Source organism: uncultured Zoogloea sp. (genome assembly GCF_937894855.1).
In the GTDB taxonomy this organism is placed as follows: domain Bacteria; phylum Pseudomonadota; class Gammaproteobacteria; order Burkholderiales; family Rhodocyclaceae; genus Zoogloea; species Zoogloea oryzae.
The window spans coordinates 1-18731 of record NZ_CALAYQ010000071.1; the positions used below are offsets into that span (position 1 = coordinate 1).

Consider the following 18731-nt stretch of genomic DNA (forward strand, 5'->3'; position numbering starts at 1 on the left):
ACATCGGCTTCGACTACAAGAGCTGCGCGGTGCTCACCGCGATCAACCGCCAGTCCTCCGACATCGCCCAGGGCGTGAATGAAGGCGAAGGCCTCGACCTCGACCAGGGCGCCGGCGACCAGGGCCTGATGTTCGGCTACGCGTGCAACGAGACGCCCAGCCTGATGCCCTTCCCGATCTACTACGCCCACCGCATCATGCAGCGCCAGGCCGAAGTGCGTAAGGACGGCCGCCTGCCGTGGCTGCGCCCGGACGCCAAGAGCCAGCTCACCGTGCGCTACGTGGATGGCAAGCCGGTGGCGATCGACACCGTGGTGGTGTCCACCCAGCATCACCCGGACATCGCCCACACGGCGCTCTCCGAGGCGGTGATCGAGGAAGTCATCAAGCCGGTGCTGCCCAAGGACATGCTCACCGCCGACACCCGCTACCTCATCAACCCCACCGGCCGGTTCGTGATCGGCGGCCCGAACGGCGACTGCGGCCTCACCGGCCGCAAGATCATCGTTGACACCTACGGCGGCGCGGCCCACCACGGTGGGGGCGCGTTCTCGGGCAAGGACCCGTCAAAGGTGGACCGTTCCGCCGCCTACGCCGGCCGCTACGTGGCGAAGAACATCGTCGCCGCCGGCCTCGCCGATCGCTGCGAGGTGCAGGTGGCCTACGCCATCGGCGTGGCCCAGCCGGTGAGCCTGATGGTCGAGACCTTCGGCACCGGCAAGGTGTCGGACGAGAAGATCGTCGAGCTGGTGCGTCGCCATTTCGACCTGCGTCCGAAGGGCATCATCGCCAGCCTCAACCTGCTGCGCCCGATCTACTCGGCCACCGCCGCCTACGGCCACTTCGGCCGCGACGAGGTGGACTTCACCTGGGAAACCACCGACAAGGCCGCCGCCTTGCGCGCCGACGCGGGGCTGTAAGCCGCGCCGGTTTCCGGTTCCAGCAAAAAGGGCGACCCGCGGGTCGCCCTTTTGTTTGCAGCGATGCCGCGCTTACTTGTCGGTGCGGATCGGGCTGTACTCCACCGGCACCCAGGCGTAGGCCTTGCCTTCGCTGCGCACGTGGCCGATGCCCGGGAAGGGCAGGTGCATGCCGGAGACCAGCAGCTTCTCCTTCGCGGCCCAGGCGAACAGCTTCTTGCGGGCGGCGATGGCGGCTTTCTTGTCGCTGTCGAATTCGATAGCGACTTCCGGGTGGGCGAACTGCACCGCGTGGGCGTGCACCGCGTCGCCGAGGATCAGCAGGCGCTGGCCGCCGGATTCGACGATATAGCTGGTGTGGCCCGGCGTGTGGCCGTTGGAGGGCACGGCCTTCACGCTGCCGAAGTCGGCTTCGCCGGTGAAGGTCTTGTACTTTCCGGCGGCCTGGTAGGGCGCCACCGATTTGCGGGCGAGCTCGAAGAAGGGCTTGAAGTCCTTGGGCGCGGCGGCGGCGTTGGCTTCCGACAGCCAGAAGTCGCTCTCGGCCTGGGCCACGTGGATCTCGGCGTTGGGGAAGAGCGGCTTGCCGTCGGCGTCGAGGATGCCGGCCACGTGGTCGGCGTGGAGGTGGGTGAGGAGCACCACGTCCACCTTGTCCGGGCTGTAGCCGGCGGCGCGGAGCTGATCGCCGATGAAGCCGAGGGTCGGGCCGAAGGCCTTGGCGGCGCCGGCATCCACGAGGATCAGCTTGCCGCCGGCGTTGATGAGATAGGCGTTGACGGCGGTCTGGACCTTCTCGCCGGCGATGAACTGTCTGGCGAGCAGCTTCTGCACTTCGGCCTTGCTGGCGCCCAGCAGCAGGTTGGCGCCGAGATCCACGTAGCCGTCGTAGAGGGCGGTGATCTCAAGCGTGCCGAGGGCCATGCGGTAGTAGCCGGGCACCTGGGTGCCGACGGCCGGCGCTTCGGCCTGGGCGGGGGCAAAGGGAAGGAAGCTGGCGCCCACGGCAAAGGCCAGGGCGGTGAGACTGCGTCGGATCATGGGGGGTTCTCCTGTGGGGGAAGGACAGGAGAATACGACAATCGGCCGGGATCTGTGTTGGGAGCCAAGCGTCAGCGGGCGACGTGCACCGCGAGCCACACGGTGTCGGGCCCGGTGGCGGCGACCCGGTGCCGGCAGCCGGCGAGGATCAGCAGCCAGTCGCCGGGGGCGAGCGCCTCGCGGCGGCCGTCATCGAATTCCAGTTCGGCAGAGCCCTGGGCGAGCATCACCCATTCGTCCTCGGCCTGGTCGTACCAGAAGCCGGGCGGGCTGGCGTGGCGGTGCGAGACGATGCGCTCGATGCGCACGTGAGGGCTGGCGAAGAGGGTGTCAAAGCGCTCTTCCGGGCCCGGTGGCGGGAGCGGCGAGAGGAGATTTTCGCGGGACATTGGGGAAAAATGGGCGCCGGGATGGATCTCTGTGGGTATTGGGGGGTGTTTTCTGTTTTTACCCCGGCGCGCCAAGTGCAGCTAGATCGCCTGACCTGCCCTCAGGAAGCAGTTTTGTCAGACGTCGGACCATCGTACGGCAGCGCTGCCGCGGCGCCAATTGTTTATTGCGATGCTCGGTATAGGCTGCGACTATTTATCGCGGCCGGCAGCCTGTACCGGGCCGAAATTACGGCACGACGCGGTCGATGCGCAGCCGGATGCCGCTGGCGCCGGCTTTCACCGGGCCGACTTCGCCGGACAGGTCGCCCGGCGCGGCAATGGCGTTGCCGCTCTTGGAAACGCGGGCTTCGATGCGCAGCTCGCCGGCGGAGGAGAGCTTGAAGTCGGGGCTCATGGCCATGCTGTCGTCGAGGGTGAAATCCACCGGCAGGTCGGCCACCTTGGCCCGGACCACCGCCAGGGGCATCCGCGGGCCCTGGGCGGCGCGGGCAAAGATGAACACCACGTCGTCGGGGCTGGCCTTGGCTTTGAGTTCCGGGGCCAGCTCGACCTTGCCGCTGACCTTGCTGGCGGCGGGCACGTCGGCCTTGGCTGCCTTTGCGGGCTTCTCGGCTGCACGGGCGGGGGCGCCGGCGCCCATCAGGCTGCGGGCCTTCTCGATGCCGGCGGTGAGGTTCTGGGCGTCCTGGGAATCGGGCGGGACCATCGCCAGCAGCTTCTCCCAGTGCTTGATGGCGTCGGCGTAGCGCTGGCGCGAATAGGCGTCGTAGCCGGCGAGCACCAGCGCCTGCGGGTTGTCGGGCTGGTCGGCGAGCACCTTCAGCAGCAGTTCGCGGCCCTTGCCTTCGATCTTGCCGTTGTTGAGTTCGGCGGAGAGGTCGGCGAGTTCGAGCATCAGCTCGGGGTTAGTTTCCATCGCCGGGCCGGCCTTTTCGAAGGCCTTGGCGGCGTCGTCGAAGCGGCCCATCACCTTGTAGCTGCGGCCCAGCATCACCCAGCCTTCGGGGTTGTCGGGGTTCTGCTCAAGCTTGGTGGCGAGGGCGGCGACCATCTTCTCGACTTCGGCGGCGCTGGGTTCGGCGCCCTGTTGGGAGGCAGCCGGGTCGAGGGCGGCGGGGTTGCCGAGGGCGAAATACAGCGCAACGGCGGCCAGCGGCACGCTGACGGCGAGGCCCAGCGCGGTGCGCGGCAGGCGGCGCGGGGCCTCCGTCGGGGCGGCGGGGTCACCGGCCACGTCTTCGAGGACGCGGCGCTCGATCTCGCTGCGGGCGCTGGCGTAGTCGGCCTGGGAGAGGGCGCCGCTGGCGAGATCCCGGTCGAGTTCGGCCAGCTGGTCGCGGTAGATGGCGGTGTTGATGGCCTGGCGGGAGGCGTGGGCGGCGGCCTTGTGGCGCAGCAGCGGCCAGCACAGCACGGCGAGGACGAGGGCGGTGAGCAGCCCGGCGGCAATCCAGAAGGCGGTCATGCGTCGTTCTTCGGGCGTTGGGATGAGTCGGTGCCGAGGAGGGCCTCGGCGGCGGCGCGCTGGTCGGCGGTCAGGTCGGGGGCATCAACCTTGCCGGCACGCCGGCGCAGGTAGGCGATGAGGCCGACGGCGCCACCGGCGAGCAGCGCGAAGGGGCCGAACCACAGGAGCCAGGTGGTGGGCTTGACCGGCGGGCGGTAGAGCACGAAGTCGCCGTAGCGGGCGACGAGGTAGTCGCGGATGTCGGCGTCGGACTTGCCCTGGTGGATGAGCTTGCGGACTTCCTCGCGCAGGTCGTTGGCGAGCTCGGCGCGTGAGGCGGCGAGGCTTTCGTTCTGGCAGACGAGGCAGCGGAGTTCTTCGGAGATGGTGACGAGCCGGGCCTCGACCACCGGGTCTTCGGCCATCGGCGTGGCGTCGGCGGCGTGGAGGTTGAGGCTGGCGGCGAGGAGCAGGCCGGCGAGGGGCGCGAGCAGGCGGCGGGTCATGGCGGTCGTCATTCGGCGGCGAGCTGCTTGGCGAGCGGCAGGATCTTCTGGCTCAGGGCTTCGGGGGTGATCGGGCCGATCTGCTTGAAGCGGATCACGCCTTTCTTGTCGATCAGATAGGTTTCGGGCACGCCATACACGCCGTAGTCGATGCCGACCCGGCCGTCCATGTCGAGCACCGACAGCAGGTACGGGTTGCCGTGCTGGGCGAGCCAGGCGCCGGCGCGCTGGCGGGTGAGGGCGAGTTCCTGCTCCGGGGCGAGCTTCTTGGCGTCGAGACCACCGTCGCCGCGCACTTCCTTGTAGTTGAGCCCGACCACCGGCAGCTTGCCGTCCTTGGCGAAGGCCACCAGCAGCGGGTGCTCGGCGCGGCACGACACGCACCACGAGGCCCATACGTTGAGCAGCCACACCTGGCCGCGCATGTCGGCGGGGGAGAATTCCTTGGCCGGATCGGCCAGCGTGACGAGGCGGAATTCGGGCGCCGGCTTGCCGACCAGCGGCGAGGGCACCTCGTGGGGATCACGGTTGAGGCCGATGGCGAGGAACACGATCAGCACCAGGAAGATGCCGAGGGGGATCAGGAAACGTTTCACGATGCGGCTCCGGGGGCGAGCTTGGTGGCGGCGCGGGCGGCCGACTTGAGGCGGTAGCGGCGGTCGCTGGCGGCGAAGATGCCGCCCAGGGCCATCAGCACGGCGCCGGCCCAGATCCAGCTGACGAAGGGTTTGTAATACACGCGCACGCTCCAGGCGCCGTCGTCACCTTCGAGCGGGTCGCCCAGCGAGACGTAGATGTCGCGGGTGAGGCCCGGGTCGATGAAGGCTTCGGTCATCGGCATGGCGGAGGAGAGGTACTTGCGCTTCTCGGGGTGCAGCGGCATCACCAGCTGGCCGTCCTTGAGGAGCTCCAGGTTGCCGCGGGCGGCGGTGTAGTTGGGGCCGGGTGCGCCTTCGACGCCCAGGAAGCGGATCGTGTAGCTGCCCGCCGCGACGGTGTCGCCGGGGGCCATGCGCACGTCGCGCTCCGTTTCGTAGTGCTTGACCATCACGATGCCGACCACGGTGACCGCGATGCCCACGTGGGCCAGATGCATGCCCCAGAAGGACCGCGGCGGCATGCCGGACTTGGCCCGGGCGAGGATCTGCAGCACCGACGAGCCGACGATCCACACCGCCAGGCCGATGCCCAGCGCCACGCCGGCGCTCCAGTTGCCGGCCACGAAGGGCAGGCCGACGCCGGCCACCACGGCCAGCGCGAAGGCGGCCCGCAGGGGGCGGATGATGTCGGCGAGATTGGCCTGCTTCCAGCGCGCAACGGGGCCGACGGCCATCAGGAACAGCACCGGCACCATCAGCGGGGCGAACACCGCGTTGAAATACGGGGGGCCGACCGACAGCTTGCCCAGGTTGAGGGCGTCGATCACCAGCGGGTAGAGCGTGCCCAGCAGCACCGCGCCGGCGGCGCACAGGAGCAGCAGGTTGTTGATCAGTAGCATGGTCTCTCGCGACACCAGCGCGAAGGCGCCGCCCAGGCTGACCTTGGGCGCCCGCCAGGCAAACAGGGTGAGGGACGAGCCGACCACTACCGCCAGGAACAACAGGATGAACACCCCACGCTTCGGGTCGGTGGCGAAGGCGTGCACCGAGCTGAGCACGCCGGAGCGGACCAGGAAGGTGCCCAGCAGCGACAGGGAGAACGCGCCGATGGCCAGCAGCACCGTCCAGTTCTTGAAGCTGCCGCGCTTTTCGGTAACCGCCAGGGAGTGGATCAGCGCCGTGCCCACCAGCCAGGGCATGAACGAGGCGTTCTCGACCGGATCCCAGAACCACCAGCCACCCCAGCCCAGCTCGTAGTAGGCCCAGATCGAGCCGAGGCCGATGCCGAGGGTGAGGAAGACCCACGCGGCGGTGGTCCACGGCCGCGACCAGCGCGCCCAGGCGGCATCCAGCCGGCCCGACAGCAGCGCGGCGATGGCGAAGGCGAAGGCCACCGAGAAGCCCACGTAGCCCATGTAGAGCATCGGCGGATGGAAGATCAGGCCCGGGTCCTGGAGCAGCGGGTTGAGGTCACGGCCGTCGTTGGCGCCGGGCAAGAGGCGCTCGAAGGGGCTGGAGGTGGTGAGGATGAACAGGATGAAGCCGGCCGCTACAAGCCCAAGCACACCCTCGACCCGCGCCACCATGTCGTCCGGCAGGCTGCGGGAGAAGGCCGCCACGGCCAGCGCCCACAGGGACAGCATCAGCACCCACAGCAGCAGCGAGCCCTCGTGGCCGCCCCACACGCCGGCGATGCGGTACTCGATCGGCAGGCGCGAGTTGGAGTGCTGGGCAACATACAGCACCGAGAAATCATTGTTGATGAAGCTGGCGGTGAGGCAGCCGAAGGCCACCGCGATGAGCAGGAACAGGGTGGCCGACGCGGGCCGCGCCAGCTGCACCCACGCCGCCACGCCCCGCTGGGCGCCGACGAGGGGCAATGTTCCCTGCACGAGGGCCACCAGCAGGGCCAGGACGAGGGCAAAGGAGCCGATTTCGGGGATCATGGTTTTTCTGGTGAGGAGATGGGAGTAAGGGGTGAGGCGTGACGTGGTGATCAGGCGAGTCGGGAGCCCACAAGGCTGAAGGAAGGCCTCCTGACTCCTCTCCCCTCACTCCTCACGGTTCTTCTCACTGCTTCAAAGTTCGCGACGCCTCGTGGGCTTTGTCCACTGCGGCCTGGGCTTCGGGCGGCATGTAGTTCTCGTCGTGCTTGGCGAGCACTTCGGTGGCGGTGAACTGGCCATCCGGCCCCAGGCTGCCCTGGGCGACAACGCCTTTGCCCTCCGAGAAGAGGTCCGGCAGGATGCCCTTGTAGGTGACGGGGATTTCCTTGGCGGTGTCGGTGACCACGAAGCGGGCGGTGATGTCGGTGCGCTGGAGGCTGCCTTCCTTCACCAGCCCGCCGACGCGGAAGGCACGGCCCTTGGGGGCTTCGCCGCTGGCCACCTGGGTGGGCGTGAAGAAGAACACCAGATTGCTCTGGAAGGCGTTGAGCACGAGGGCGGCCGCGATGCCGAGGGCGGCGAGGCCGCCGATGATGATGGCGAAGCGTTTCTGGCGTGGTTTCATGGTTGCTTGAGTCTGCCGGCGATCGGGCGGATGGGTTTGATTCAGTGTTGGTCGTCGCGATCGGCCGTCAGTTCCCGACGCAGGATACGGCGGGTGTCGACAAGGCGTCTGCGGACGAGCACGACCTCGATCAGCAGGGCGGCGGCGGTCACGCCGAAGCTGCCCCACACGTAGAGGCCGTAGCCTCCCATGGCAAAGAATTCGCTGGCGCTGCCCCAGTTCATCGCTGCATCTCCGGCAGTTCGGCCACCCAGGTGGTGTGGCGTTCGCGCTCCAGGATGATCGCCCGCACCCGGTAGAGCGCGATGGCGATGCTGTACATCCAGAAGGCCAGGGCCATCAGCAGCATGCCCCACAGCATGGTGGTGGCCATGGTGGGCGCCTTGGTGAGGGACACCGACGCGCCCTGGTGCAGGGTGTTCCACCACTTCACCGAGAAATAGATGATCGGCACATTGACCACGCCCACCAGCGCCACGATGGCCCCGGCCTTGTCGGCCCGGCGCGGGTCGTCGATGGCGGCGGTGAGGGCGATGTAGCCGATGTACAGGAAGAACAGGATCAGCTCGGACGTGAGCCGCGCATCCCACACCCACCAGGCGCCCCACATGGGCTTGCCCCACAGGGCGCCGGTCCACAACGAGATGAAGGCGAACAGCGCGCCGGTGGGCGCCAGGGCCGAGCTCATCATGCCCGACAGGCGGGTGTTGAACGTGATGCCGATGGCCGCCCAGAAGGCCATCACGCAGTAGATGAACATGGACATCCACGAGGCCGGCACGTGGATGAAGATGATCCGGTAGCCCTCGCCCTGCTGGAAATCGGTGGGGGCGACGAAGAAGCTGATCCACAGCCCGGCGGCGGCAAGCGCCGTGGCAAGCGCGGCGAACCACGGCCAGGCCTTGCCGGCGAGGGGATAGAAGCTGGCCGGCGAGGCGAACTTGAACCAGTTGATGAAGCGCTGACTCATGGGGATGAATCCGAAAAAGGGTGTGGCGGCGCTATTCGAGGGCGATGCGCAGGGCGGCGGTGGCGGCCCACGGGGCAAAGAACACGCCGAGCGCCAAGAGGGCGCCCAGCAGCGACAGGTGTCCGCCCACGCCGAGCCCGGCCATGTCGGCCTCGACCGCGCCGGCGCCAAAGATCAGGGCCGGAATATACAGGGGTAGCACCAGCAGCGACAGCAGCACGCCGCCACCGCGCAGGCCCAGGGTGAGGGCCGCGCCGATCGCCCCGATGAGGGACAGCAGCGGCGTGCCCAGCAGCAGCGACAGCATCAGGATGCCCAGCGAGCGGGCGGAGAGATCGAACTGGATGCCCAGCACCGGCGCCAGCAGCACTAGCGGCAGCCCGGCGGTGAGCCAGTGGGCGAGGGTCTTGCCCGCCACCAGCAGGGCCAGCGGCGTGGGCGACAGGGCCATCTGCTCCAGCGTGCCGTCGGCGTGATCGGCGGCGAACAGGCGGTTGAGGGACAGCATCGCCGCCAGCAGCGCCGCCACCCACAGCACGCCGGGCGCGATGCGGCGCAGGAGCGCGGTCTCGGGCCCGATGCCGAGAGGGAACAGGCTCACCACGATCATGAAGAAGAACAGCGCGGTGAACACCTCGCTCTTGCGGCGGGCGGCCAGCAGCAGGTCGCGGCGGACGATGGCGAAGAAAGCGCTCATGCGCCCAGCCTCAGGCTGGAGGGCGTGCCGCCCAGCTGCACCGCCTGATGGCTGGTGAACAGGAGCATGCCGCCGCGGGACAGGTGCTCGTCGAGGATCTCGCACAGCTGGCTGACGGCGGCCACGTCGAGGGCCACGAAGGGCTCGTCGAGGATCCACAGCCGCGCCTGGCTGCACAGCAGGCGGGCCAGCGCCACGCGGCGCTTCTGGCCCTGGGAGAGCACCCGGGTGGGCAGATCCTCGCGGCCCTTCAGGCCGATCCGGCGCAAGGCGGTGAGGGCGGTGTGCTCATCCAGCGGACGGCCGGCCACGGCGGCGGCGGTCTGGAGGTTCTCGAGGGCGGAGAGGTCGTCCTTGATGGACGGGGCGTGGCCCAGGTAGAGCAGGCGGGCGTGGAACTCATCGCGCACCTCGGCGACTGGCTGGCCTTCCCATTCGATGCGTCCGTCCGCTGCCGGCGCCAGCCCCGCGACGATGCGCAGCAGGCTGGTCTTGCCGGCCCCGTTGGGGCCTTCCACCTGCAGCCACTGGCCCTGGGCGACGGCGAAGTCCACAGCGGAAAACAGACGGCGGTCGCCGCGATCGCAGGCAAGACCGTGGGCAGTGAGCATCGGAGGGTTTGAGAGTCGGAGTCGGCGCATTCTGCCCGACCGACCCGGGCGGGTAAACCGGCTCGACCCTTCCTTTCCATGCCCGTTGGCTGGCTCAGGTGCGGAACTGGGCGGCGAGGGCCTGCAGCTTGTTGGCGAGGTGGCCGATCTGGCGGGCTTCGGTGGCCGACTGGCGGGCCATGTCGGCGTCCACTTCGGCGTTCTCGGCCACGGTTTCCATCTGGTCGGCGATGTGGCGGGTGGTGGTGCTGCTCTCGGTGAGGGCCGCGCCGATCTGGTGCATGGCTTCGCCAGCCTGGACGACGGAGGTCTCGACCGAGGCCGCCACGTCACCGGCGTGCAGGGCGTCGCGGGCGCCGGCGGCAACCTGGCTGCTGCCGGCGGCCACGTCGCTGGCCACCGCGTCGCTCACCGACTGGATGCGCTGGATCACCGCGGCGATCTCCTGGGTGGAGCTGCCGGTGCGCTCGGCCAGTTTGCGCACCTCGTCGGCGACCACCGCGAAGCCGCGGCCCTGTTCGCCGGCCCTGGCTGCTTCGATGGCGGCGTTGAGGGCGAGGAGGTTGGTCTGATCGGAGATCTCGCGGATCACCTTGACCACCCGGCTGATCTCGGCCGACATGTCGGCCAGTTCGCCGATGCGGGATTCGGTGCTGGCCACCGCGCGGGCAGCGTTGCCGATGGTCTCGGCGGCGCCGCGGCTGATGGTGGCGCTGTCGCGGGTGGTGGTGATGGCGTGCTCGGCGGCGCCGAGGGCCTCGCGGGCGTTCTCGCTCATCGCGTCGCTGGCGACCGACAGCTCCTCGACCGCCGCGGCGATGGTGGAGATGGCGGACGACTGGGTGGTGGTGGCGTCGACGGTGGCCTCGCTGGCGCTGGCCAGGCGGGCGCTGGAGTCGGCCAGCTCGCGGGCGCTCTGCTGGATCAGGCTGATCGCCTCGTGGAGGCGGTTCTTGAGTATGGCCACGTGGGTGAGGATCTCGCCGATCTCGTCGCGGCTGCCCGGGCAGATGGGCAGGGACAGCCGCCCGCCGGCCACGGCGGAGACCATCTCGCGGGCGCGGGCGGCCTGGCGGGCGGTGCGGGCCAGCAGGCCGGCGCCGAGGATCAGGCCAAGCACCACGGCGCCCAGCCCAAGGCCCAGGCTGCGCCGGATGCCGGCGTCGGATGCTTCCTTCAGCTCGGCCAGCAGGTGAGGCGAGGCTTCGTCGAGGCGCTTGATCTCGGCCAGCAGGAGGTCACGCATCTCCCGCCATTTCGGGGTTTCCTCCTTGTTGAGCATCGCCCGGGCTTCTTCGCCCTGGCCATTCTTGACGAGGGCGAACAGCCGGTCGTGGATCTGCCGCTGCTCGCGGCGCAGATCCTCGATGCGCGCCGGCAGGCCGGACGTGAAGGTCTGCTCGTCGAGGCTGCGCGCCTTGCCGGCCACACTTTCGAAGGCCTCGGCAGCCTTGGTGTAGTTCTCGTAGGCCTTGGGGTTGGCCGGGTCGAGCATGGCGTTGCGCAGGGCCTGACCCATCTGCAGGCCCTGGGCGTACATGCTGTAGAAGTCCACCCGGCGGGCGCCGTCGTGGGCGATGTGCGCCTGATAGCGGGCCTCGATCTGGCGGGCCGAGCGCTGGCTGTCGGCCAGGGTGGCGGCGAGCAGGACCATCACGATGACCATCACCCCGAGCAGGCGGCGGCCGATGGGCATGTTGTCGATCCGCGCCATGCCCCGCTCGATGACGCCGGCCACGCCGGTACGGCGCACCTTGCCCTCGTGGAGCCGGATCGACGGATCGCGCTGCATGCGCTGGTAGAGCGCCTCGGCGGCCTGCACCTCGCCGGCCGCCGGCTTGACCCGCACTGACATGAAGCCGCCGTCGGGCTTGGGCGTGATGGCGGCGCGAACCCAGTAGAAGTCGCCGTTCTTGCAGCGGTTCTTGACCAGCCCGGACCACGGCCGGCCGCGCTTGAGGGTGACCCACAGGTCGCGGAAGGCCTCGCCGGGCATGTCCGGGTGGCGGACGATGTTGTGGGACTGGCCGATCAGTTCGTCGCTGGAAAAGCCGCTGATCGCCACGAAGTCGTCGTTGACGAAGTTGATCCGGCCGGCATCGTCGGTGTGCGAGATGATGGCGATGTCGTCGCCGAAAGTCTGTTCCTTGCCGGTAACTGGCCCGTTGTTACGCATCTGATGAGTCTCCCCGTCGCCCTGGCGTGTGTCGCCTTGTTGACTGCTATTTCGGCGGGAAGGAAGAAAACCTCAGCAAATGTGTGGTTATTTTTTGTACAGGGGCATGGGTGCGGCGCGGTCTTGCGCCGGCGGGCGGACGAAATGAAACGGCCCTCCGGGAAGGGAGGGCCGTGGCGGGGGAGGGTGGGCCTAGTGGCGGGCGGTGCTGGCGAAGCCTTCAGGCATGACCGCTGCCGGTGGCACGGAGACGGCCGGGGCGTCGCGGCGGGCGCGCTGTTCGGCGTCCGCTTCGCCGATCTCGAGGATCTCCATCACCTGCCGGGCCAGGCTGCGGCAGGCGTTGCCGAGGTTGGAGGGCAGGCTGTCGGGGATTTGCTTTTGCAGCAGCAGCTTGGATGCGGACAGGCTGGCCACCGGGTGGAGCAGGCGGTCGCGGTATTCGCCGAGGAGCTGGGCCACGCTGCGGTCGGCGGCGTCGCGCTGCCAGGCGTTGGTGGGCCACTGGGACGGCAGGGCGTAGGCGTGGGGGAAGGTCTGCAGGTCACCGAGGGTGGTGCGCAGGTCTTCGTGGGAATCGCGGAAGGGCACGATCACGATGTCGGAGAGGCTGTCGAGCAGGCGATCCACCTCGGCCCGGTTGCCGCCGCCGTCGATCACGCCGACCCAGCCTTCCATGGTGCGCAGCTTGGTGACGATCTTCTGGAGTGCCTCGGGGGTGCGTCCGTCGGCGGTCACGTAGCGGCGGCCGTCGGGCGAGAGCGGTTCGCGGTGGGTGTCGGTGAGGACGCAGGCCGAACTCTGGCCCAGCAGGCCGAGGCCCTGGCACAGCATGTGCGACAGGGTCGTCTTGCCGGTGCCGCCCTTGTTGCCGATGACGCAGATGATGCGGGACATGGTGGAAATCCTCTCGCTGAACGCAAGGCGCGATGACGCCATTATTCCTTGCTTAACGGCAGGGCGAGGGGCGGAATTGAGGGGGGATTCGACCGCTTATCGGCGCCCAAAAGCGTTTGACGCCAAGGGCTTGGGCGTCGGCTCGTGGCCGGCGGGGCGATAGCAGTAGAGCCGCGTGTGGCGGCTGTCGGGCACTTCGATCACCTGCTCCGGATCGACGCCCTCGACCGGGAAGCTGTTGCTCACCAGCAGCGCGCCGGGGCGCAGTTCGGCGCGGGCCTTGTCCCACACCGCGTTCATCGGCACGGGCGACAGGAAGGCATACACCAGATCGTAGTCGCCCCAGGGCATCTTGAAGAAGTCGCCCCGGGCCAGCGCGATGTTGTGCTGGTGGCGGGCCAGGATGCGCGACAGCAGGTAGGGCGCCGGGGCCGATTCGACGCCTTCGCAGCGGCAATCCGGCCGCAGTCGGGCCAGCGGGCGCAGCAGCGAGCCGGTGCCGCTGCCCAGATCGAGCACCGACGGCGGCCGATCCCGGCGCAGCAGGCCGGCCACCGCCTCGGCGGTACGCGGGTTGGAGAGGAACAGCGGCACCTGGGTGCGGAAGCTGCTCCAGTAGATCAACGCGAACGCCACGAAGGCCGCCAGATACCAGCCCGGGGCGATCTGCAGCGCCAACGCCCCGGCCACCACCGGCATGAATCCCAGGTGAATCCAGCGCCACCAGCGGGCGCTGCGGAGCAGTGTGGCGATGCCCGCGGCGGCGACGGCCTGGACGGTGACCACCGGCCACGCGCCGGGCGGCAGCAGCCCGGCCCGGCCCGCCGCGTAGGCAACAGCCACCCCGCCCAGCTGCGAAAGCAGGGCCTTGAGGGCGGGCGGCAGGGCGAAGGGGGACACATTGAGCATAGACGGGCATCGTGCGTGTTGCTCGAGGTGTGGGCGTACGGGCTGGTTGATGCTCCGTTGCAGTTTGCGCCGGAGATGGTGATCTGCCGGAAAACTGCATCTGTATCGAATCCGCTCCTATTCGTCCTTGGGACGCTAGCTTTGCTGCAGACCTCGGGTCAGTTGACTGCGCTTATGCTTGAACCGAGATTCAAGGTGAACGCGATACACTGACCATGTCGATTTTCCACTCTCCCCCCTCTTTTACCGCAATCACCCTGAGTGTGTAGAGTTCGTCCCCCTCCCCAAGTTGCACACGGAGCTGAGCGCGCTTCGCAGATTCAGATATAGGAATTACGGCAATGTACTTTATCCAGCTGTCAAGATAGTCTTGGGCTTGGATGAAATAGTCGTTATCCATGCCATCCGGACTGTTGAATTGCCTATTAAGTTTTCGAAGGCGGGCTGATGAGACGTAACGTTTTAGATCAGTCCCTTCAGACAGGGACGGGGGATCGTCTGCGGCAATGCGCCCCAGATACCATCCATAAAACTCTGCCACTTGCCCTTTGGCATCGGCAAATGCCACGGATGAGCAAGAACCCACCAGCATCCAAATCAGAGATAGGCGCAATAGTGCCACTGCGACGGGGCGCATACTCTTCTTCCCGTTCAGGCCAAACTATGATCGACCGCATACACCGGCGCAAAAATAAAAGTCTGCTCAGACTGCGATCCATACCTATAGATCGTCACTGGCGGCTTGATTTTTCTGTAGGTTGGGCCGGGATAGTAGCCGTGATTCTGCTTGAAGTCAGAAATCCATATCTTCCCGTTGAACATCGCCATATGCCCATGGGGGTGCCCCTTGATCGGCTGAATGATGGCGACGTCACCTGCTTTGAAAAGAGACACATCAGGCGAAAGCGTTGTGAAGCCGACTGCTAACAGGCTCGAACCGTAATCCTTGGCTGAGATATGTCTTTTAAGTACAATCCCGCCAGCCTCGATGGCGATACGTGTGTATTCCGCACATCGGCCCAGGCTATGATCCTTTGCCCGGCCATTCAGCATCTTCACCGCATCCTCAACGTTCCACGCACTCATTTCAAGACCTCCCAGGTCGTCAAGAGATAACAACAGGCTTAGGCTCGTCGTCGCCTTAATTGTGCTGTTTATACTAACTCATTTGCATGACATTGGTGGGGTTTGGAGACAATGATCCAAGCCAGCTAAGTTCCGTTGCTCGGGAACTCTCATGGCGGTACTGCATGGCAAGATGTTCGGCCCACCTCAAGAGATCATCCTAGTCCTGTGCAGTTTGTCGCGATGAAATCGCGTAGTGCCGTCCAGATCAGCACTCAGGCCACGTTGGCCGGTCGATGGCCGCCGGCGCGCCAGCGGGCCAGCAGCGCCTCGCGCTTTTCCGCCGCCCGCAGCATCGCTGCGGCCTTGATGTGGCCGTAGCCGCGGATCTCGTCCGGCAGGCGGGCGAGCTCGATGGCGATGGGCAGGCGCTCGGCGCCGAGCTCGCCGATGAGCTGGCCGATGTCGGCCTCGAACTGGGCGGTGAGGGCACGTTCGGCCTTGCGTTCGGCGTGGTAGCCGAAGACGTCGAAGGGCGTGCCGCGCAGGCGCCGCAGCTTGGCCAGCCAGCCGAAGGCGGTCTTCATCCACGGGCCAAACTTGAGCTTGTGGATGCGCCCGGAATCCGGGTCGGGCCGGGCCAGGAAGGTCGGCGCGAGGTGGAAGCTCACCGTGAAATCACCCTCGAAGCGTTCGTCGATCTGCTGCCAGAAGGCCGGGTCGGCGTAGAGCCGGGCGACTTCGTACTCGTCCTTGCAGGCCAGCAGCTTGAAATAGCTGTCGGCGACGGCTTCGGTGAGGCGCTGGCTGCCCAGGGCGGCTTCGGCCGCGCGCACCCGGGCAACGAAATCGGTGTAGCGCCGGGCGTAGGCAGCGTCCTGGTAATCGGTGAGGAAGGCGGCCCGGCGGGCGATGCGGGCGTCCAGGGTTTCGCTCGCCGAGGCCGGGCGGATCGGGATCACCGGCGCCGGGGTGAGGAGGCGTTCCACCGCGCCCTGATCGACCGCCGCGCGGCGGCCCCACAGAAACGCCTGGCGGTTCATCTCGACCGCCGCGCCGTTCATCACGATGGCCTTGTCGAGGCTGGCCTCGCTCACCGGCACCCAGCCCTTCTGCCAGGCAAAGCCGAGCAGGAACAGGTTGGTGGCGATGGCGTCGCCGAGGAGCGCGGTGGCCAGCGCGCCGGCGTCGAGGAAGCTGCAGCCTTCGCGGCCGACGGCTTCGACGATCGCGGCCTGCATCTTGTCGAGGGGGAAGACCCAGTCCGGGTTGCGGGTGAATTCGGATGTGGGCGTCTCGGCGCAATTGACCACCCCGTGGGTGGTGCCGACGGCCATCCGCGAGAGGGCGTCGGCGCTGGCGGTGACCACCACGTCGCCGCCGATCACCGCGTTGGCTTCGCCCACCGCGATGCGCACCGCGTGGAGCTGCTCCGGGTCGTCGGCGATGCGGATGTGGCTGAACACCGAGCCGCCCTTCTGGGCGAGGCCGGTCATGTCGAGCACCGTCACGCCCTTGCCATCCAGGTGCGCGGCCATGCCGATCAGCGCGCCGATGGTGACCACGCCGGTGCCGCCCACGCCGGTGACGAGGATGCCCCACGGCTGGGTGGTGGCGGGCAGCCGCGGCACGGGCAGCGGCGGCAGGTGGCTCGCATCCACCGCGGCGGCGCGGCCCTTTCGCACCCGTCCGCCCTCGATGGTCACGAAGCTCGGGCAGAAGCCGTTCATGCACGAGAAATCCTTGTTGCAGGCCGATTGGTCGATCTGCCGCTTGCGGCCGAACTCCGTCTCGACGGGCAGGATCGCCATGCAGTTGGATTCGCGCCCGCAGTCGCCACAGCCCTCGCACACCGCCTCGTTGATGAAGACGCGGGTCTGCGGGTCGGGGTAGGTGCCGCGCTTCCTGCGGCGGCGTTTCTCGGCGGCGCAGGTCTGGTCGAACACCAGCGCCGACACGCCGGGCAGGGTGCGCAGTTCGCGCTGGATCACCTCCAGCTCGTCCCGGTGCCGGATCGCCACCCCGTGGGGGATGTCGGCCACGTGCCAGGGGCGGTCGGTGCCGTCGGTGACGAGCACGATGCTGCCCACGCCTTCGGCCTGCAGCTGGCGCAGCAGCCGGGGCACGGTGAGCTCGCCATCCACCGGCTGGCCGCCGGTCATCGCCACCGCGTCGTTGAACAGGATCTTGTAGGTGATGCCGCTGGTGGGCTGGCGCCCGTGGGCCGGGCGGTTGAAGGCCGCCACCGACTGGCGGATCGCCAGGATGCCGGAGTGGAAATAGGTGCCGTCACCCAGGTTGGCGAAGATGTGCGGCTCGTCGGTGAAGGGCGCCTGGCCCACCCACGGCACGCCCTCGCCGCCCATGTGGGTGAAGGGGCCGGTGCGCCGGTCGGGCATGAAGCTGGCCATGTAGTGGCAGCCGATGCCGGCGGTGGCGCGGCTGCCTTCCGGCACCTTGGTGGAGCTGTTGTGGGGGCAGCCGGGGCAGAAGGTGGGCACCCGGTCGATGGCGAACACCCGGTGGGCGAGGGTGTGATCCTTGGCCTGCAGGAAGGCCAGCCGGCTCTCGATGCGCGCCGAGGTGAAGAAGCGCCCGATGCGCGCCGCGATCACCCGGGCGATCATCGCTGGAGAGAGCTCGCCCGCCGCCGGCAGCAGCCACTCGCCGTGATCAACGGTGATGCGCCCGTCCGGGCCCGGCGTGGCGATCATCGCCCATTCGCCTTTTTCGTCGAACTTGCCCACCACCCGCGGGCGCACGTCCTCGCGCCAGTTGTAGAGCTCTTCCTTGAGCTGGTATTCGAGCAGCTGGCGTTTCTCTTCCACCACCAGAATCTCGTCCAGCCCCTCGGCAAAGCGGCGCACGCCCTCGGCCTCCAGCGGCCACACCATGCCCACCTTGTAGAGCCGGATGCCGATCTCGGCGGCGAGCTGCTCGTCGATGCCCAGGTCGTCGAAGGCCTGGCGTACGTCGAGATAGCTCTTGCCCGAGGTGATGATGCCCAGCCGCGGCGCGGGCGAGTCGATCACCACCCGGTTGAGCCGGTTGGCGCGGCAGTAGGCCAGCGCCGCGTAGAGCTTGTAGTGCAGCAGGCGACGTTCCTGCACCAGCGGCGGGTCGGGCCAGCGCAGGTTGAGGCCGTCCGGCGGCAGCGCGAAGTCGGTGGGCGTAACGGTGACCACCCGCTGCGGGTCCACATCCACCGAGGCGGAAGTCTCCACCGTGTCGGCCAGCGCCTTGAAGGCCACCCAGCAGCCCGAATAGCGCGACAGCGCCCAGCCATGCACGCCGTAGTCGAGGTATTCCTGAACGCCGGCCGGGGCCAGCACCGGCATCATCATCGACTTGAAGAAGTGGTCGGTCTGGTGGGGCAGGGTGGATGACTTGGCCGCGTGGTCGTCGCCAGCGATCACCAGCACGCCGCCGAACTGGCTGCTGCCCGCGGCGTTTGCGTGGCGGAACACGTCGCCGCAGCGATCGACCCCCGGCCCCTTGCCGTACCACATGGCAAACACGCCCTGCACCCGCGCCCGGGGCGACAGCGTGACCTGCTGGCTGCCCCACACGGCGGTGGCGGCCATGTCTTCATTCACGCCGGGCTGGAAGACCACCTCGTGGCGGGCCAGATGTGCCTGGGCCTTCCACAGGCTCAAGTCCAGCCCGCCCAGGGGCGAGCCCCGGTAGCCGGACACGAAGCCCGCGGTGTTGAGCCCGGCGGCCCGGTCGCGGTCGCGCTGGATCAGCAAGAGGCGCACCAGCGCCTGATAGCCGGTGAGATACACGCGGCCGGTGCTGGCGGTGTATTTGTCGTCGAGGGTGGCGCCGGGGGTGAGGCTGGGGAGAGGGTCCTGCTCGGCCATGGTGGTTTCCTCGCAAAATCGGGGTGCGACTGCGGGACGGCGCGGCTTCGTGGGCAGCGCCCGGTCCGGGGCGGAATCTAAGGATTGGATACAAAGTAGCGTGCCGGGTTCCGGCATCGTGCAAGGC

The 18731-nt window shown here is 68.1% G+C and carries 18 protein-coding genes; 1 reads left to right on the forward strand and 17 read right to left on the reverse strand.

Annotated features, from left to right (window positions below; translation table 11 throughout):
* Positions 1-920 (forward strand): methionine adenosyltransferase (gene metK, locus Q0672_RS09080; protein WP_298621682.1); only part of this gene is annotated, 920 nt, incomplete at its 5' end.
* 72 nt (positions 921-992) lie between these two features.
* On the opposite strand, the gene Q0672_RS09085 is transcribed toward metK, so the two are convergent.
* The 17 genes from Q0672_RS09085 to Q0672_RS09165 all read right to left on the reverse strand — a co-directional run bounded on the left by Q0672_RS09085 (position 993) and on the right by Q0672_RS09165 (position 18604).
* Positions 993-1961 (reverse strand): MBL fold metallo-hydrolase, encoded by a 969-nt coding sequence (locus Q0672_RS09085; RefSeq protein ID WP_298621683.1) that lies wholly within the window; start codon positions 1959-1961, stop codon positions 993-995.
* A gap of 71 nt (positions 1962-2032) precedes the next feature.
* On the reverse strand, positions 2033-2350 hold the full coding sequence (locus tag Q0672_RS09090) for a cupin domain-containing protein (protein ID WP_298621684.1): 318 nt from the start codon (positions 2348-2350) through the stop codon (positions 2033-2035).
* A 229-nt stretch (positions 2351-2579) separates the two neighbouring features.
* The gene (gene ccmI / locus Q0672_RS09095) at positions 2580-3818 is read right to left on the reverse strand and encodes a c-type cytochrome biogenesis protein CcmI (RefSeq protein WP_298621685.1); all 1239 of its coding nucleotides are present in this window, start codon (positions 3816-3818) and stop codon (positions 2580-2582) included.
* A complete protein-coding gene (locus Q0672_RS09100) occupies positions 3815-4318 on the reverse strand; it encodes a cytochrome c-type biogenesis protein (RefSeq protein ID WP_298621686.1) in 504 nt (167 codons plus the stop codon). The genes ccmI and Q0672_RS09100 overlap by 4 nt, the downstream gene beginning before the upstream one ends.
* Positions 4315-4905, reverse strand: a complete 591-nt coding sequence (locus Q0672_RS09105; RefSeq protein ID WP_153163389.1) for a DsbE family thiol:disulfide interchange protein — start codon at positions 4903-4905, stop codon at positions 4315-4317. The genes Q0672_RS09100 and Q0672_RS09105 overlap by 4 nt, the downstream gene beginning before the upstream one ends.
* Positions 4899-6851, reverse strand: coding sequence for a heme lyase CcmF/NrfE family subunit (locus Q0672_RS09110; RefSeq protein WP_298621687.1), 1953 nt, complete (start codon positions 6849-6851; stop codon positions 4899-4901). Before Q0672_RS09110 ends, Q0672_RS09105 begins: the two co-directional genes overlap by 7 nt.
* 124 nt (positions 6852-6975) lie before the next feature.
* On the reverse strand, positions 6976-7416 hold the full coding sequence (ccmE, locus tag Q0672_RS09115) for a cytochrome c maturation protein CcmE (protein WP_284186605.1): 441 nt from the start codon (positions 7414-7416) through the stop codon (positions 6976-6978).
* A 41-nt stretch (positions 7417-7457) separates the two neighbouring features.
* Positions 7458-7640 (reverse strand): heme exporter protein CcmD, encoded by a 183-nt coding sequence (gene ccmD / locus Q0672_RS09120; protein ID WP_284186604.1) that lies wholly within the window; start codon positions 7638-7640, stop codon positions 7458-7460.
* Positions 7637-8386 carry a heme ABC transporter permease CcmC gene (gene ccmC, locus Q0672_RS09125; protein WP_298621688.1) on the reverse strand — a complete coding sequence of 250 codons (750 nt, stop codon included), beginning with the start codon at positions 8384-8386 and terminating at the stop codon, positions 7637-7639. Before ccmC ends, ccmD begins: the two co-directional genes overlap by 4 nt.
* Before the next feature lie 31 nt (positions 8387-8417).
* Positions 8418-9083, reverse strand: a complete 666-nt coding sequence (gene ccmB / locus Q0672_RS09130) for a heme exporter protein CcmB (RefSeq protein WP_298621689.1) — start codon at positions 9081-9083, stop codon at positions 8418-8420.
* The gene (ccmA, locus tag Q0672_RS09135; protein WP_298621690.1) at positions 9080-9694 is read right to left on the reverse strand and encodes a cytochrome c biogenesis heme-transporting ATPase CcmA; all 615 of its coding nucleotides are present in this window, start codon (positions 9692-9694) and stop codon (positions 9080-9082) included. Before ccmA ends, ccmB begins: the two co-directional genes overlap by 4 nt.
* A gap of 94 nt (positions 9695-9788) precedes the next feature.
* Positions 9789-11870, reverse strand: coding sequence for a PAS domain-containing methyl-accepting chemotaxis protein (locus tag Q0672_RS09140; RefSeq protein WP_298621691.1), 2082 nt, complete (start codon positions 11868-11870; stop codon positions 9789-9791).
* A 192-nt stretch (positions 11871-12062) separates the two neighbouring features.
* On the reverse strand, positions 12063-12767 hold the full coding sequence (locus Q0672_RS09145) for a hypothetical protein (RefSeq protein WP_298621692.1): 705 nt from the start codon (positions 12765-12767) through the stop codon (positions 12063-12065).
* Positions 12768-12863: 96 nt separating this feature from the next.
* Positions 12864-13676, reverse strand: coding sequence for a trans-aconitate 2-methyltransferase (locus Q0672_RS09150; RefSeq protein WP_298621693.1), 813 nt, complete (start codon positions 13674-13676; stop codon positions 12864-12866).
* Between the two features lie 190 nt (positions 13677-13866).
* Positions 13867-14313, reverse strand: coding sequence for a DUF3828 domain-containing protein (locus Q0672_RS09155; protein WP_298621694.1), 447 nt, complete (start codon positions 14311-14313; stop codon positions 13867-13869).
* Between the two features lie 14 nt (positions 14314-14327).
* Positions 14328-14762 carry a hypothetical protein gene (locus tag Q0672_RS09160; RefSeq protein WP_228112005.1) on the reverse strand — a complete coding sequence of 145 codons (435 nt, stop codon included), beginning with the start codon at positions 14760-14762 and terminating at the stop codon, positions 14328-14330.
* Positions 14763-15016: 254 nt separating this feature from the next.
* Entirely contained in the window at positions 15017-18604 is a 3588-nt protein-coding gene (locus Q0672_RS09165) for an indolepyruvate ferredoxin oxidoreductase family protein (protein ID WP_298621695.1), read from the reverse strand.
* Between the last annotated feature and the right edge of the window lie 127 nt (positions 18605-18731).